Genomic DNA, 14,585 nt, shown 5'->3' with positions numbered 1-14,585 from the left:
CTCGCTACGAGAACACCTGCATGCCGCCATCGGCGTCTCACCGCTCGCCTACCGGCGCACCTTCCGCGGCGCCCTGACCCCCACACACTGAGCACCACCACATCAGCTTCCCCTGGTGAGCCTCGGTCTCGGCGGCCAGGCGCTTCTCCGCGCGGGCCACCGTCGGCTCGGCGGCTTCGACCTTGATCCGGATTTCGGTGGGTGAAGGCATCGTCCGTTCACTCGATGGCCAGGCTCGTACACGGCGGGCCCTGGAAGGCGCCTCATCCATGAGCCCACGGCCATGGTCCCCGTCTGGCGGCGCCACCCGTCGTGGACTTGCGTCGGTCGGCTGCGGTCAGGTTTCTGGGCTCCGTGCCGCCGGCTGGTCGCTGGTGCCGTGTGCCAGTGACGCGAGAATTTCCTTGCGGCAGACCTCGAGGATTTCGTCCGCCAGTGGAGAACCGTCCGGGCATGCCCGCGACAACATGATCGCGCCGATCGAATGGGCGAGCATGTCGATCACCATGCTGCGGGCCGCGCGCTGGTCCGCATCCCCCGGCGTATCGCTTTGGGCCTGAAGGGCCGTCAGCAGGTTCTCGATCCCGGCTGCGAACTCTGTTCTGATGTCCGCCGGCTGACGTGCGGCGTCGCCGCTGAGGGCCGCGATGGTGCAGCCGTCACCGCGCCCGTCGCGATGCTCCCGGGAGACGTAGTTCTCGACGAACTCGGCGGGGTCCAGACCTTCTGTCCGTGCCGCGGTCTGTGAGAGCCCGCTTGCGGATGCTTCGGCCATCAGGTCGGCCTTGGAGCGGAAGTGCTTGTAGAACCCGCCATGGGTGAACCCGGCGGCTGCCATCAGTTCTGCCACGCCGACACCGTCATAGCCGCGCTCACGGAACAGCCTGGCGGCTGTCGCGACGATGTGCGCACGGTTGCGCTCTGCCTGCGCCTTGGTGACCCGCACGTCCAACCGCCCCTTCTTCGGTCGACGCTCGACAGCCCAGCGTACATAGATGTCGATCGACATCAAAGCGGTTGACTTTTTGGATGATGACCGTAATTGTATGGCTCACCCGCTACAGAAAGGGTCAGGCCATGAGTGACACGCACCTGACTGCACCGACTCGTTTCATCGAGGTCGACGGCGACCGATTCGCCTACCGCCGCTGGGGCAAGCCCTCCGGCGTCCCGCTCTTCTTCGTCCAGCACCTCCGCGGGGGGATGGACCACTGGGACCCCCTGCTCGCCGATGGCCTGGCCGAGGGCCGTGAGGTCATCCTGTTCAACGGGCGCGGCATCGCCTCGTCATCCGGCAAGCCGCGTAACCGGATGGAGGACATGGCCGACGACATCGCCGCGGTCATCCAGGCGCTGGGGCTGGAGCAGGTCGATCTGCTCGGCTTCTCGATCGGCGGTTACCAGGCACAGGAGGTCACGCTGCGCCACCCCAAGCTGGTGCGCAAACTCCTCCTGCTCGGCACCGGCCCCCGAGGCCTGGACCCGACGATGGACCCCAAGGTGCTTGAGGTCGCACCGCGTCCGGTCCCCGTCGTGGAGGACTTCCTCTTCCTCTTCTTCGGCCGCTCGGAAGCCGCGCAGGCAGCGGGCCGGGCATTCTGGGAGCGACGCCACCAGCGTGCCGACCAGGACCCGCCGAGCTCGCCCGAAGTCGCACAGGCGCAGATTGAAGCGGTTACGGTCTATGGGGAACCGCTGCCGGGCGAGAATCCCTACGCCCACCTGAACGCGATCACCCAGCCGACGCTGGTCCTCAACGGCGAGAACGACGTGATGGTCGCCTCGATCAACTCCTGGCACCTCGCCCAGAACATCCCCAACGCTCAACTGCTGATCTACCCCGATGCCGGGCATGGAGCGCACTTCCAGTATCCCGAGCGGTTCCTGAAGCACGCCATTCAGTTCCTCGACGAGTAACACCTGCAGGGCTTCGGTGCAGACGCTGACGCCTGGTCCGTGATGATGGGCCAGCTCATCGGATCCCCGGAATGCCACAGGCACACCTTCTCAGGCCATGGAGTCCTCGAGACCTGGTTCAGCTGGATCGGAGGACACGAGCTGGGCGACGTCTTCTACCACCGTCTCCAGTCGCCGGTGCTCATCGCCGAACTCGACCACCACTGCGGCGTCTTCCTCGACTACGACACCCTGAAGCCGTTCCACATCCACACCGTGCTGCGGACTTCCCACGGGAACGACTACGGCCGCGCTTACGTGCGCGCCTGGCGGACACGGAACGCCTGAGTGCCGCAGCGCGGCCAGCTTTGCCGGAACCCTTGACGCAGGTATGTATGGAGATACATTAATATCCGTCCAGCTCGTCGGCGGTGACGCCGTCCCTCGCGGAGGTTCCCCATGTCACTGCGCGTGGCCCTGCTCGCCCTGCTGGCCGCCCGGCCGATGACCGGCTTCGACGCCATGCGGCAGTTCGACGCCTCCGTCGACTACCTCTGGCACGCGCCGCACACCCAGATCTATCCCGAGCTGCGCAAGCTGGAGTCCGCCGGTCTCATCGAGGGCGAGGAGGTGCCTCGCGGCGAGCACGCGAGGAAGCGCCGGTACAGCATCACCGAGGCCGGCCGAGAGCAGTTGCGGGAGTGGGTCGAGGACGTCGAGGAACCGCGGCGCGAGCGGGACCCTCAGCGGCTCAAGGCGGCGTACTTCGAATGGGCGCGCCCCGAGGCAGCGCGTGCCCAACTGGAGGCGCACGCGCGGTTCTACGAGGACGCACTGGCGTCGTACGAGAAGCAGCGCGAGGACATCCTCGCGCGCCGCGTTCCCCTGCTCCTGGCGCGGTTGGAGCGGACGCCGCCGGATGAGCAGGAAGCGGTCGTGGAGTTCAAGGCCTTCGCGTACAGCGGTCTCATCGCCCGCGCCCGCGCGGAGGTGGAGTGGGCGCAGGAAGGACTGCGACTGCTGGACCGGCTCCACTCGGGCCGGTCCCAGGAAGAAGCCGCCGAGCAGCCGGGCGCTTGACCGCACGGTCAAGGGACGCACCAGGCGAGTGCCGGCGGCAACCAGAGACGGAGATCTCGATGAACGAGGATCAGGCGAAGATCAGGCAACTGGTGGAGAACTGGGCGCTGTGGCGGGACGCCGGTGACTGGGAGCGGTTCGCCACGGTGTGGCATCCGGATGGGTGGATGAGCGCCACCTGGTTCCAGGGCCCCGCCGCGGATTTCATCGCCGCCAGCAGGCAGGGCTTCGAGAGCGGCGTCAGCATTCTGCACTTCCTGGGCGGCCACACCGCGGACGTGGCGGGGGAGCGGGCGATCGCCCAGACCAAGATGACGATCAGTCAGCGAGCGGAGACAGACGGCGTGTTGGTGGACGTGGTGTGCACCGGCCGATTCTACGACTTCTTGTCCCGGGACGGCGGCGAGTGGACGATCGTCCGCAGGCAGCCCATCTACGAGAAGGACCGCCTCGACGTCGTCGACCCCGCTGCCTCCCTCAAGCTCGATCCCGAACTGCTCGCCCGGTTCCCGGCCGGGTACCGCCACCTGGGATACGTACAGACGAAGGCCGGATTCACGGTGAAGCCCGGTCTGCCGGGGTTGGTCGGCGAGGCGGTCGACCGGCTCTACGCGGAGGGTGCCGCCTGGCTGGCCGGCAGCGAGCGGCCCGGAGCGCCCCAGTGACCCGCCCGTCGCCGTCACCGGCACCACAAGAGGGGGCTCCCGGCATGTATCCCCTCAACGCCTGGTACGCGGCGGCCTGGGACACCGAAGTGGGCCGCACGCTCCTCCCGCGCACGATCTGCGAACGCCCGGTCGTCCTGTACCGCACGTCCGAGGGAACCCCCGTCGCCCTGGCCGATGCCTGCTGGCACCGGCTCGTCCCGCTGTCCATGGGCCGGCTCGACGGCGACAACCTGGTGTGCGGCTACCACGGCGTGACGTACGGCCCCAACGGACGCTGCACGCGGATGCCGGCCCAGGAGACGCTCAACCCCTCGGCGGCCGTGACCTCCTACCCGGTCGTCGAGCGGCACCGCTACGTCTGGATCTGGCCCGGTGACCCCGACAAGGCCGACCCGGATCTCGTCCCCGACCTCCACTGGAACGACGACCCGGCGTGGGCCGGTGACGGCGAGCGCATCGAGCTCGACTGCGACTACCGCCTGGTCGTGGACAATCTCATGGACCTGACGCACGAACAGTTCCTGCACGCCGACAGCCTCGCCAACGACGAACTGTCCGACGCCGAACCGGACGTGGCACACGACGAGGACTCGGTCACCCTCACCCGCTGGATGCACGGCATCGAGGCGCCCCCGTTCCTGGCCATGCAGCTGAGGCGGAAGGCACCGGAGTACCGTGGCCCGGTCGACCGCTGGCAGATCATCCGCTTCACCGCACCCGCGACGATCACCATCGACGTCGGCGTCGCGCCCGTCGGCACGGGAGCGCCGGAGGGAGACCGAAGCGCGGGCGTCAACGGCCACGTGCTCAACACCATCACGCCGGCCGGCCCCGGCAGTTGCCACTACTTCTGGGCGTTCACGCGCAACTACCACCTCGGCGACCAGGGGCTCACGAACCTCCTGCGGCAGAACGTCTCCCGCGTCTTCGGCCAGGACACCGACATGCTCAACGCCCAGCAGCGGGCCATCGAGGCCAACCCCGACCACGAGTTCTACAACCTCAACATCGACATCGGCGGCATGTGGGCGCGGCGCATCATCGACGCCAAGGTCGCCGCCGAGCAGGGCCGCGAACGCACCCACCCCACCGCCCTCGCGTCCGTCGCCGCCACGACGCGGCGGTCGGCATGAGCGGCGGCACGCAGCGCGTGGCGACTGTCGAGGCCCGCGACGAGGCGGCGCCGGACATCGCCCTGATCACGCTGCGCCTGCCGACCCCGGCTCCCGTGCCACCGCCCGGCAGCCACCTGGACGTCACTGTCCGCCTTCCAGGCGGCGATGAGACCCGGTCGTACTCCCTCGTCGATCTCGGCCACGACGGCCTCCTGCGCATCGCCGTACGCCGACGGCGGGACGGCCGGGGCGGATCGGTGTGGATGCACTCGCTGACACCGGGTGACGAGGTCCAAGTCGCAGGCCCCGTAGACGAGTTCCCACTCAACCCGGGATCTGCCCCCAGCGTGCTGCTCGCCGCCGGAATCGGCATCACTCCCGTCCTGGGACTCGCACGCGCCCTGCGCTCCCGAAGCAGCGACTACCGGATCGTCTACGCGGGCCGGTCCTGCGAACACATGGCGTTCGCGCAGGAGTTGGAAGCCGCTCACCCCGGTCTGGTGACTCTGGCCGAATCCACACGCGGAGGTCGGGTGAGCCCCGCCGAGGTGGTCGCCGGGGTTCCCCGGGGTGGCGTGCTCTACGTCTGCGGTCCCATGGGACTGCTCAGGGACGTCCGCCAGGTCTGGCAGCAGGAGGGGCGATCGCCGGCGGACCTGCGGTTCGAGACCTTCGGCACGAGCGGCGACCACCCCGCCCGTCCGTACCAGGTCACCGTGGAGCGCCTCGGCGTGACGGTCCAAGTCCCGGTCGGCACCAGCATGTTGGACGCCTTGCAGGCGGCGGGTGTCGAGATCATGTACGACTGTCTGCGCGGGGAGTGCGGGCTGTGCCGCGTCCGGATCCTGGAGAGCGACGGGCCCGTCGATCACCGTGATGTGTTCCTGTCCCCACGGCAGCGGGCCGAGGGCCGTCAGATGTGCGCCTGTGTGTCCCGGATCGCCGGGCACGGGGTCACCATCGACTGCTGAGTCCCCGAGGGAAGGAGGGCTATATTCGAAAGGTGATCGACAAGGATGAGCACGCCCCTGACCCCGCAGGGCGGCGCAAGCCGCATCGGCGCCCGGCCGATCCGCGCCGTCGACACGATCCGGAACGCACGCGCCAGAAAATCATGGACGCGGCGAACGAGGAGTTCGGCGAGCACGGTTTCAAGGGGGCACGGGTCGAGCGGATCGCCGCCGCGGCCGGAGTGAACCATTCGCTGATCACCTACCATTTCGGCGGCAAGAAGGGCCTCTACGACGCACTCACCGAGCGCTGGATCACCAAGGGCGCGACCATGATGAGCGGCGCGGAGACGTTCGCCGAGATCGTCCGGGACTACGTGCGCTGGGAACACGACGACAAGGTGCCGATCGTCCGCACGCTGATGCGCGCCGAACTCGACGGCAAACCCGCTCCTCCCGAGGCATGGGCGAGCCGCCTGCTCGACGTCGTCGACGAGACCCGGAAGAGGCAGACCAGGGGCGAGATCCGCGCCGATCTCGATGTCGGCGCGTTGACGCTGGCGTTCTTCGCCGCGGCGATCGCGCCGGAAGCGCTGCCGCAGCTGGCCGCCGCCGTCACCGGCGCGGACCCGGCTTCCCCCGAGTTCATCGACCGTTACGCCGAACAACTGGCGCGCGTGATGTACGCGATCGCCGAAGCCCCCGAGGAAGGACCGGGGAGTCGGACGATTCCCCCTCGGGACGTCGAAGAGACGGAGAACGGGGATCAGCCCGGCAGTTGACGGCGGCCCCGGCTGTACTCGGCTGGTACGCCCGCGAGGTCGATCACCGCGATGCGCAGGGCTGCGGAGGCGTGGCAGACAGCCGCCTCTTCCGCCCACGTCACGATCCGCTCGGGACCGGCGTGGGCATCAGCTCAACGGGGCGTGCCGGAACGCCTTTCGTTGAACGGAACGCGCCGTATCGCCGCGAGTGGAAGCCACGCATCATGGCCGGTCAAGGGGCTGCGCCGCATGCCCGGCGGCGGGGGCCAGGTGCGTCGTTCACCGTGGAGGCGGCGTTTGGCTTCTCCCGTCGATCGAGCCGGGAACTGGGCGCGGGGTCACTGGTCTTGAGGGCCGCGGATGGCTGAGCGGGCAACGCTCACGGACATCTCCGGGCCGCGGAAAAGGAGTTGTGTCATGGCGGGACGTCTGGCGGGAAAGATTGCTGTGGTGACCGGCGGTAGTGCCGGGATCGGTCAGGAGATCGCCCGGAAGCTGTCGTCCGAAGGCGCCGATATCGCGGTTGCCGATGTAGACGCGGCGAACGATACGCAGGGGTTTGTCGAGGGGAACGGCCGCCGGTTCTTCAGCACGAAGGTCGACGTCTCCGACGAGGCACAGATGAACGCCTTCGCCGCGGAGGTCCGGGATGCGCTGGGCCGGGTCGACATCGTCGTGAACAACGCGGGCATCGTGCCCTTCGCAGACATCGACGACGTGACGTTCGAGCAGTGGAACAAGGTCTTCGCGGTCAACGTGAACGGAGCCTTCCTGACGGTCAAGGCCTTTCTCGAGGACCTCAAGCAGTCCGACGCCGGCCGGGTGATCAACATAACGTCCGGCAGTTACTGGACGAGTCCGCCGCCGTTCGTCGCGTACGTCTCTTCCAAGGGCGCCCTCAACGGGTTCACCAGCGTGCTGGCGGCGAACCTGGCGAAACACGATGTCACGGTCAACGCGGTCGCCCCCGGTCTGGTCCCGACGGCCAAGGCACTCCAGAGCGCCGGCGAGCAGTTCTTCGACATGACCGTACAGATGCAGGATCTGAAGCGGCGGCAGACGACGGCGGACGTCTCCAACACGGTGGCATTCCTCGCCGGCGACGAAGCCGCGTTCATCACCGGCCAGATCCTCGCCGTCGACGGAGGACTCACGCGTCGTTGACGCCTTGACGTCGCAGGTGGTCCAGGCCGTACCGGCGGGTGTCAGAGGGTGTCCTCTTTTCGGCAGCCTTCACGGGGGTGGCCTGATGCCCCGTACGAGTCAGCCTGGCCGGAGCGTGGGGTTCGCGGCTGTTCGACCTTCTCTTCGCGTTCCGGCCCGGCCACTCCCGGCTCACCCTCGCCGACCTGACCCAGGGAGACCGGTCTGCCCCATGCCATCGTGCGGCGACTGGCGCTGGAACGCATCGAGGCCGGAGCGCCGGACCGCGCACCGGGCGGCATCTTCGCCGTGGGGATGCATACGGCTGTGGCAACTGGGCACGCCCGGCGCTGCTGGGCGTGCCGTTGCGCACCGCGGCACCGCCGTTCATGGACGACCCACCCACCGCGCTGCGCCAGCACGTCCAACTCGCTGTACTGGAAGGCACAGCATCCGGTCCGGCGGCCATGGCTGCGAACCCTCCGGCTTCCTCCGGCTCGACGGTGGAAGCGCCCCCCGCTCGGCCGCGGCCGGCGGGGAGGTAGGGGCCTCGGTCACAAGTCCAGGTCCAGGGTGGCGGAGAGTGCTCGGGACGAGCAGGTGGCGAACATGCCTTCGGCACGTTCGCCCGAGGTGAGCACGTCGTCGCGGTGATCGGGGTCGCCCGCCAGCACGCGTACCACGCACTCCCCGCAGATGCCCAGCTGGCACGAGTGCGGTGCGTCGACGCCGTTCTCCAGCAGGATGTCGAGCACGCTGCTCCCGCCGGGGACGAGGCATTCGGCTCCCGTGGAGGCCAGGCGTATGGTGAAGCCGCCCGATCCGTCCGCGTCGCGTTGCGCGGCGGCGCGGTCGTTGCTGAACCGTTCCTTGTGCAGGACCTGCGGCGGCCAGCCCATGGCTTCGGCTTTGCCCAGTACGTGGTCGATGAAGCCTGCCGGGCCGCAGACGTAGACCGCTGTGTCCGGTTGCGGTTCGCCGAGGTCCCGGGCCATGTCCAGCATCTGGGCGGGGCCCTCGTCGTCGAAGTGGAAGGCGGCGCGGGGGTTGTCGGTCAGTTCCGGGACGAAGGCCGTGTGGGTGCGGCTGCGGGCGCAGTAGTGCAGCGTGTAGTCGCCGCCCTCGGCGTCCAGTTGGTGCGTCATCGCCAGCAGGGGAGTGATGCCGATCCCGCCGGCGAACAGCAGGTGCCGGCGGGCCGTGACGAGGGAGAAGCGGTTGCGCGGTGCCGAGATCTGTAGCCGGTCGCCCACCTTGAGCGCGTGCATCGCCCGCGAACCGCCGCGGGAGCCCGGCTCGTTGAGTACGGCCAGGCGGTAGTGTCCGTTCTCGGGCGGACCGCACAGTGAGTACTGGCGGAGCGGTCCTGAGTCGGTCTGGACATCGATGTGCGCGCCGGCGGTGTAGGCCGGGAAGTGCGCGCCGGCGGTGTAGGCCGGGAACTCGGTTCCCTCGTCCGGGGCGAGGTCGATCACCGTGATATCGGGGGTCATCAGGAGGTGAGAGACGACCACCGCTTCCGTCCACGTCACGGCCGCGTCCTTTCTCAGGCTTCGACCGCGGACGCTGTCGCCGCGGTCTGTGCCGTACCCGTGGAGACGGTGTAGATGCCGGCGTCGACGTGGAGCGGAGGGCCGTCGAGGGTGCTCACGCCCAGGGGGTCGCGGCCGGCCTCGACGTCGGCGATCATGGATTTGAGCATGCGGCGGAGCATCACCACGCCGCGGTCGGTGGTTGCCAGGGTCTCCTCGGAGTGCATAGGGATCGCTCCCTGCGAGGCCTGTGCCTCACCGTCACCGGGGAACCGCTGCCGCTCCTCCTCGGTCAGTTCCCAGAGGTCCTTGCCGTTCTGCTTGATGCCGAAGGCGAAGCGGTTCACGCGCTCGGGGTCGCTGGAACGGATGGAGAAGAACACCCGGTGGTGGGTGTCGTCCATCGGGACGACCCACATCATGTGGTCGGCCCCCTGGTCTGTGGCCAGGCCCACGTAGTCCGGCAGCGCGAAGACGTTCGGTAGGTAGAGTTCCGTGCGGAAGCTCCGCTGTCGAGCGTCGCCGTCTGCCGTCTTGTCCCGGATGAGATGGTCGTACTTGGCTCCGAACTCGGTCCTGGTGTACGTGATGTTGTCCTGGACGGCCTCCGGATCGAAGAAGGCCTCGGGCAGACCGGTGGTGCCCGACCCCATGATCTGGTAGCCGCTGTGGTTGGAGTGCAGCCAGCACACATGCGCCGGATCCCACGCATTGTCGTACATATTCAGCCAACTGAAGTCCGACACCAGGCCGGTCGGCGGCAGCCCGGGAATCGGCCACGCGGCGTAGTACTGCTCGCCCTCTCCCAGGGGTTCCAGGGCGTCGTAGCGAGGGAGGGCGGGCTTGCGCTCGGGCGGTCCCATGTAGACGAACACCAGACCGTACCGCTCTTCGACCGGGTACCAGGGCTGCCGCGCGACCTCGCGACGCCGGCCACGGTCCGGTTCCAGGGCCTGCTCCAGGCAGTGGCCCTGCACGTCGAACTTCCAGCCGTGGTAGCAGCAGCGGATGCCGTCCTCCTCCACACGGCCGTAGAAGAGGCTGCTGCCGCGGTGCGCGCACCGTTCGAAGACGGCGCCGGGGCGGCCCTGGCCGTCGCGGAAGACGACCAGGTTCTCGCCCAGGATCCGCGTGCGGTGCGGCGTGTCGGAGGTGAGCTGCTCCGACACGGCGATCGGCTGCCAGTACCGCCGCAGTACCTCGCCCATCGGCGTGCCCGGGCCGACCTCGGCCAGCCGCGCGTCGTACGACGGTGTCTCGCGGCCGTAACCGGTACCGGTGTCCACAGTGCTGGTTTCTGTCATGTCGATCTCCTCGACCTTGAGGGGATGATGAAATCCCGGCTGAATGTCGTCGCCGTCGCTTCGCGAGGGCCAAGACGAGCAGTCCTCCGGCGAGTGGGAGGTGCCTCAGGCCATCCGCCCGTCGGCGCGCACGTCGGCGGGCGGAGTCCGCAACGGGAAGACCGCCACGGTCGTGGGGGCCAGTGAGCCTGCCGGCACCGCCGAGGCCGCCGGGGTGAGGCCGGTCGTCGGCGTGATGCCCCAGCCCCGGTTGGTGTACTGCCGCGTTTCGCCGAACGAGCCGATCCGGGGCGCGACGTGGCCCCTTGCGGGTACTCGGTTCAGACGCTCCCTGAAGCGCTTCCCGACCTCGGCGTTGCGGGCCGGCACCGCCGCGTCCTCCAGGCCGGGGTCCAGCGCGACGTCGGCACTGCGCGCGATGGCGTAACTCGGCGGTTCCCTCATGGCGTTGCCTCTCCTTGGACGGGACTGCGGATTCCCGGCCGGTTGCACTCGCGTGCTGCTGATCACGTTCACTTGGGGATTCGGGCCTCGCGCGACTCCACGCTGGCGCGTTCGCGGCACTTCTGGCCTCAGGGGATAACAGCCGACGACACGGCGCTGCCCGGCGGCCGACGACGGCCGCCTCACCTCTGCTGGACTGGCAACGTAGCACCGAGAAGCCGCTCTGATTAATACCTCTGACAAAAGTTTGTCAGAGAATCTGTGCGGGCCAACGGCTCGACGATGGCCGCCCGGACCCGGGACGCCCCTACGGCCCTCCCGACGCCGCGCGCCGAGCATCACCAGGCTGCTGGCCGAGGATCCGCGGCCGGCCGAACAGGCCGGTCAGGCCCGGCCTGGGCCGATGCAGCGCCTGCTGTGCTACGTCGTGGCCCGGCTTGCGGGCGTGGCCCCGTCCACCGCGACGAGTCACGCGCACCGGCTGGTGGCCGGCGGCCTACCGGCCGAGGAGTGAAAGGGGCGGCACCGGCCGCACGCCCGTACGTGCCTCGACTGACCGATCAGCGTCTTCGCCTGACGCGCCCACAGCGCCCGTGCCACGCGGTCGAGCTCAGTCGACAGTTTCCAGTCCTGCCAAGATCTCTGCAAAGTCGCGACGCGGGTTACTACCGTCCCAGCCCATCGACGCTCGCCGTACTGCTGTGAAGACCTTGCGCGTTGCAGGAACGTCCTCGACGAGTTCTATCATTCCCGGCCCGTCGTCTCCGCCGTCGAGAATGTAGACCTGACCCCCTCCCGGGGTCGGCGAGTGATGAAGCACGACGAATCCGTGAGCTCGACAGGCCGCAACTGCCTCCTGAAGGTTCGGCACTGCCTTGGCGACGTGGTGGAAGCCGTAGCCGCGCCTTTCGCGCGCTTCTTTGTAGATGGACGGCCCGTCGTCAAGCGTCTGGATGAGCTCAATATTCAGATGTCCTGAGTAGGCCATGGCTATCCTGAATTCGGCATTCGCAGGCTTGCCACGGTAGGTCACTCCGGTATCGCCGATCCTGTCGATGACGAACCACGGGCCCACTCCGAGATGTGCTGTCCACCATTCCATTCCGGCTTCGATGTCAGGCACGAAGTAGGCCATCTGAAAGGCGGCACCGACGGGCTGACCAAACGACTCGTCCACCACTGGAATTCCAATCGGTAGTTGGCGGGGTGCCTGAATGGCGCGGGTATCAGGAAGGGGGGCGCCTGAATCCGGCCGAGCCGCCGTCGACCGCGAGTTGTGCGCCGGTGATGTAGCTTGCCTCGGAGGAGGCGAGGAAGAGCACGGCATCCGCCAGTTCGCTCGGCTCGCCTTCGCGCAGCATCGGGGTGCCCAGCCTGATGCGCTCGCGAAAGGCCCGACTGTGCTCGGGGTCAAGCCCGTCGGTGTGCAGGGCGATGTCCGTGTTCATTCCGCCGGGGACAACCATGTTGACCCGAATGTCTTCGGTGATCAGTTCGGCGGCGATGATACGGGTCAGATGCTCGAGCGCGGCTTTGCTGCTTCCGTAAGCGGCCAGCCCGGCTGTGGCATTTTTTGCCGCCGCCGAACCGCAGAACACGATCGCGCTGCCAGGCGCAAGCAAGGGCTTTATCGCTTGAACCAGAAAAAAGGTGCCCTTCACATTCGTGTCGAAGACGCGGTCCCAGGTTTCCTCATCCATGGCGTCGAGGCGCTTTATGCCCGCACGACCTGCATTGAGATACGCCACGTCGATGTGATCGACATGCGTCGACAGTTCGGCCACGACGTGTTTGATCCCTGCGAGGGTGGCGAGGTCCCCCCGAATGGCGATCACGTCGCCTTCGATTTGAGCGGAGGCAGCCGACAGTTGCTGTTGATCACGCGCCACGATGATGACTCGGGCGCCTTCACGGGCGAAGGCTTGTGCTGTTGCCAACCCGAGTCCGCGGCTTCCTCCGGTGACCAGACACACCTTTGACAGAAACCGCTGATTTCTGTTGCCGTCGCTGGATGACATATTTTGTACTTTCCCGTTTGTTTCTTGAGTTTGGGGTCGAATTCCGGCTTGCCCGGCTTCATCCTGTCGCAAGCGTGATTTTGGGTGGTACACCGGTCACGAGGCATGGCACTAGCTGTCACGCGCCCCCGCCTCAAGGCGAATTACGCCTCTGACCAGCGCCGATAGCAGACTGCGACTGGTGTCGTGATTGGCTCCGCAATCCGCCATGACCGGTCACTTCAGTCGACGGATGGCGTGTTCCTCGACGTAGGCGGACAGCCCGGTGGTGCTCCACTCCCGGCCGATCCCGCTCTGCTTGACGCCGCCGAACGGCATGCGCAGATCCAGCGACTCGAACGAGTGGGTGTTGATGAACGTACTGCCGGCCTCGATACGACGGGCCATCGCGAGCCCCCGGTCCGGGTCCGTGGTCCACACCGACGAACAGAGCCCGTATTCACTGTCGTTGGCCCAGGAGACCACCTGCTCCTCGTCGTCGTAGGCGATCAGCGGGACCACCGGGCCGAACTGCTCCTCACACGACACCGGAGCGGAGTGCTCGACGTCGCGAACCACGTGGGGCAGCAGGTAGTAGCCGTTGTCCCAGGAGGACGGGTCGAGTTTCCGGCCCAGTTCCACCAAGGTCGCCGAGGAACTGCGGGTACGGTCCAGCAGGCCGAGTACCTTCTTGAACTGCGCTTCGTTGTTGAGCGGACCGAAGGAAGCCTGCGGGTCCAGGCCGTGGCCGACGGCGTACTCGTTGACCCGGTCGCACAGCGCGTCGGCGAACCGCCGGTACCTGCCGCGCGGCACGTAGATGCGCTTGACGGCGAAACAGATCTGGCCGCTTCGGGTGTAGACGCCTTTGAGTATCCGGTCGAGGACGGCGTCGGTGTCGGCGTCGTCCAGGACGATCGCCGGGTCGTTGCCGCCCAGCTCCAGGGTGACGTTCTTGATCGTCGAGGCGGTGGCCTCGACGACCTTCCGGCCGGTGGCGGTGCCGCCCGTGAACACCACCTTGCGCACCAGCGGGTGGCCGCACAGCGCGGCCCCGACATCGCCCTCGCCGTGGACCACGTTGAGCACGCCGGGCGGCAGAATGTCCGCGATCTTGTGCAGGACCAACGTCAGGGCGGCCGGGGCGAACGGCGACGGCTTGACCACGAGCGTGTTGCCGGTGGCCAGTGCGGGCGCGAGCTTCATCATCGTCAGGACCACGGGCATGTTCCACGGCACGATCGCCGCCACGACACCCCGGGGAACCTTCTCCACGCTGATGAAGCTCTGCTCGTCGTCGAACTGGACGGGACGGAGGAATTCCTCTGTCAGGCTCACGGTGTACTGGAGGCTCCCGGCGCCCAGGGCGAAGTCGGTCTGCGCCTCCCCGAGCACACCGCCGTGCTCGCGCACGAGCAACGGGGCGAGTTCGTCGGCGCTGCCCGCGACGAGTTCCGCGGCGGCCAGAAGTTTCTGGACGCGCTCGGCGACGGGCGTGTCACGCCAGCCGGGGAAGGCCGCATGCGCGGCGCGGACCGCGCGGTCCACGTCCTCCGCCGTGCCGACGGCCACCTGGGCGACGACCTCGTCGAGTCGCCCCGGGTCGTACGCGTTCCGGAGGTGGGCGGCCGATATCTGTCCGCCGATCAGATGCCCGATCTGCGGCACGGTGCTCTGGGTCGTCATGGGGGA

General features: G+C 67.9%; 15 protein-coding genes and 1 pseudogene. 9 read left to right on the top strand and 7 right to left on the bottom strand.

Going from position 1 to position 14,585, the window contains the following annotated elements:
• Positions 1-91: pseudogene (locus OP79_RS57495) on the top strand (helix-turn-helix domain-containing protein); the annotation flags it as partial.
• Positions 92-337: 246 nt separating this feature from the next.
• Here OP79_RS57495 and OP79_RS41480 read toward each other — a convergent pair.
• Positions 338-1,009 (bottom strand): TetR/AcrR family transcriptional regulator, encoded by a 672-nt coding sequence (locus OP79_RS41480; protein WP_245685630.1) that lies wholly within the window; start codon positions 1,007-1,009, stop codon positions 338-340.
• Positions 1,010-1,077: 68 nt separating this feature from the next.
• Here OP79_RS41480 and OP79_RS41475 point away from each other — a divergent pair, with 68 nt between their 5' ends.
• The 8 genes from OP79_RS41475 to OP79_RS41440 all read left to right on the top strand — a co-directional run bounded on the left by OP79_RS41475 (position 1,078) and on the right by OP79_RS41440 (position 7,637).
• Positions 1,078-1,917 (top strand): alpha/beta fold hydrolase, encoded by an 840-nt coding sequence (locus tag OP79_RS41475; protein WP_033328247.1) that lies wholly within the window; start codon positions 1,078-1,080, stop codon positions 1,915-1,917.
• Between the two features lie 42 nt (positions 1,918-1,959).
• Positions 1,960-2,244: a DUF3500 domain-containing protein gene (locus OP79_RS41470; protein WP_033328245.1), complete on the top strand. Its 285-nt coding sequence runs from the start codon at positions 1,960-1,962 to the stop codon at positions 2,242-2,244.
• Between the two features lie 111 nt (positions 2,245-2,355).
• On the top strand, positions 2,356-2,976 hold the full coding sequence (locus OP79_RS41465) for a PadR family transcriptional regulator (RefSeq protein ID WP_033328242.1): 621 nt from the start codon (positions 2,356-2,358) through the stop codon (positions 2,974-2,976).
• Positions 2,977-3,035: 59 nt separating this feature from the next.
• Positions 3,036-3,641, top strand: coding sequence for a nuclear transport factor 2 family protein (locus OP79_RS41460; RefSeq protein ID WP_033328240.1), 606 nt, complete (start codon positions 3,036-3,038; stop codon positions 3,639-3,641).
• Positions 3,642-3,685: 44 nt separating this feature from the next.
• A complete protein-coding gene (locus tag OP79_RS41455) occupies positions 3,686-4,777 on the top strand; it encodes an aromatic ring-hydroxylating dioxygenase subunit alpha (protein ID WP_051745424.1) in 1,092 nt (363 codons plus the stop codon).
• Entirely contained in the window at positions 4,774-5,730 is a 957-nt protein-coding gene (locus OP79_RS41450; protein WP_033328238.1) for a PDR/VanB family oxidoreductase, read from the top strand. Before OP79_RS41455 ends, OP79_RS41450 begins: the two co-directional genes overlap by 4 nt.
• Before the next feature lie 32 nt (positions 5,731-5,762).
• Positions 5,763-6,491: a TetR/AcrR family transcriptional regulator gene (locus OP79_RS41445; RefSeq protein WP_245685629.1), complete on the top strand. Its 729-nt coding sequence runs from the start codon at positions 5,763-5,765 to the stop codon at positions 6,489-6,491.
• Positions 6,492-6,890: 399 nt separating this feature from the next.
• Positions 6,891-7,637, top strand: coding sequence for an SDR family NAD(P)-dependent oxidoreductase (locus OP79_RS41440; RefSeq protein WP_245685628.1), 747 nt, complete (start codon positions 6,891-6,893; stop codon positions 7,635-7,637).
• Between the two features lie 533 nt (positions 7,638-8,170).
• On the opposite strand, the gene OP79_RS41435 is transcribed toward OP79_RS41440, so the two are convergent.
• From OP79_RS41435 to OP79_RS41410, 6 genes are all read right to left on the bottom strand, one after another.
• Positions 8,171-9,148, bottom strand: coding sequence for a PDR/VanB family oxidoreductase (locus OP79_RS41435; protein ID WP_033328237.1), 978 nt, complete (start codon positions 9,146-9,148; stop codon positions 8,171-8,173).
• 14 nt (positions 9,149-9,162) lie between these two features.
• Positions 9,163-10,452 (bottom strand): Rieske 2Fe-2S domain-containing protein, encoded by a 1,290-nt coding sequence (locus tag OP79_RS41430; protein ID WP_033328235.1) that lies wholly within the window; start codon positions 10,450-10,452, stop codon positions 9,163-9,165.
• Positions 10,453-10,557: 105 nt separating this feature from the next.
• Complete coding sequence (locus OP79_RS41425; RefSeq protein WP_033328234.1) at positions 10,558-10,896, bottom strand: hypothetical protein; 339 nt, start codon at positions 10,894-10,896, stop codon at positions 10,558-10,560.
• A gap of 610 nt (positions 10,897-11,506) precedes the next feature.
• Positions 11,507-12,073, bottom strand: coding sequence for a VOC family protein (locus tag OP79_RS41420; protein ID WP_033328263.1), 567 nt, complete (start codon positions 12,071-12,073; stop codon positions 11,507-11,509).
• 49 nt (positions 12,074-12,122) lie between these two features.
• The gene (locus OP79_RS41415) at positions 12,123-12,914 is read right to left on the bottom strand and encodes an SDR family NAD(P)-dependent oxidoreductase (protein ID WP_033328232.1); all 792 of its coding nucleotides are present in this window, start codon (positions 12,912-12,914) and stop codon (positions 12,123-12,125) included.
• 216 nt (positions 12,915-13,130) lie between these two features.
• Entirely contained in the window at positions 13,131-14,579 is a 1,449-nt protein-coding gene (locus OP79_RS41410) for an aldehyde dehydrogenase family protein (RefSeq protein WP_033328231.1), read from the bottom strand.
• Between the last annotated feature and the right edge of the window lie 6 nt (positions 14,580-14,585).

The sequence above is a fragment of the Streptomyces yerevanensis genome, assembly GCF_000716805.1.
Lineage (GTDB): Bacteria > Actinomycetota > Actinomycetes > Streptomycetales > Streptomycetaceae > Streptomyces > Streptomyces flaveus.
The sequence above is the reverse complement of the archived record's forward strand: the minus strand, read 5'-3'. Positions and strand labels throughout refer to the sequence as shown.

Excerpts from the sequence above, each read along its gene's own strand:
- OP79_RS41460 (WP_033328240.1), top strand. The coding sequence starts at position 3,036 with ATGAACGAGGATCAGGCGAAGATCAGGCAACTGGTGGAGAACTGGGCG.
- OP79_RS41465 (WP_033328242.1), top strand. The coding sequence starts at position 2,356 with ATGTCACTGCGCGTGGCCCTGCTCGCCCTGCTGGCCGCCCGGCCGATG.
- OP79_RS41450 (WP_033328238.1), top strand. The coding sequence starts at position 4,774 with ATGAGCGGCGGCACGCAGCGCGTGGCGACTGTCGAGGCCCGCGACGAG.
- OP79_RS41470 (WP_033328245.1), top strand. The coding sequence starts at position 1,960 with ATGATGGGCCAGCTCATCGGATCCCCGGAATGCCACAGGCACACCTTC.
- OP79_RS41410 (WP_033328231.1), bottom strand. The coding sequence starts at position 14,579 with ATGACGACCCAGAGCACCGTGCCGCAGATCGGGCATCTGATCGGCGGA.
- OP79_RS41415 (WP_033328232.1), bottom strand. The coding sequence starts at position 12,914 with ATGTCATCCAGCGACGGCAACAGAAATCAGCGGTTTCTGTCAAAGGTG.
- OP79_RS41475 (WP_033328247.1), top strand. The coding sequence starts at position 1,078 with ATGAGTGACACGCACCTGACTGCACCGACTCGTTTCATCGAGGTCGAC.
- OP79_RS41480 (WP_245685630.1), bottom strand. The coding sequence starts at position 1,009 with ATGTCGATCGACATCTATGTACGCTGGGCTGTCGAGCGTCGACCGAAG.
- OP79_RS41425 (WP_033328234.1), bottom strand. The coding sequence starts at position 10,896 with ATGAGGGAACCGCCGAGTTACGCCATCGCGCGCAGTGCCGACGTCGCG.
- OP79_RS41455 (WP_051745424.1), top strand. The coding sequence starts at position 3,686 with ATGTATCCCCTCAACGCCTGGTACGCGGCGGCCTGGGACACCGAAGTG.
- OP79_RS41440 (WP_245685628.1), top strand. The coding sequence starts at position 6,891 with ATGGCGGGACGTCTGGCGGGAAAGATTGCTGTGGTGACCGGCGGTAGT.
- OP79_RS41430 (WP_033328235.1), bottom strand. The coding sequence starts at position 10,452 with ATGACAGAAACCAGCACTGTGGACACCGGTACCGGTTACGGCCGCGAG.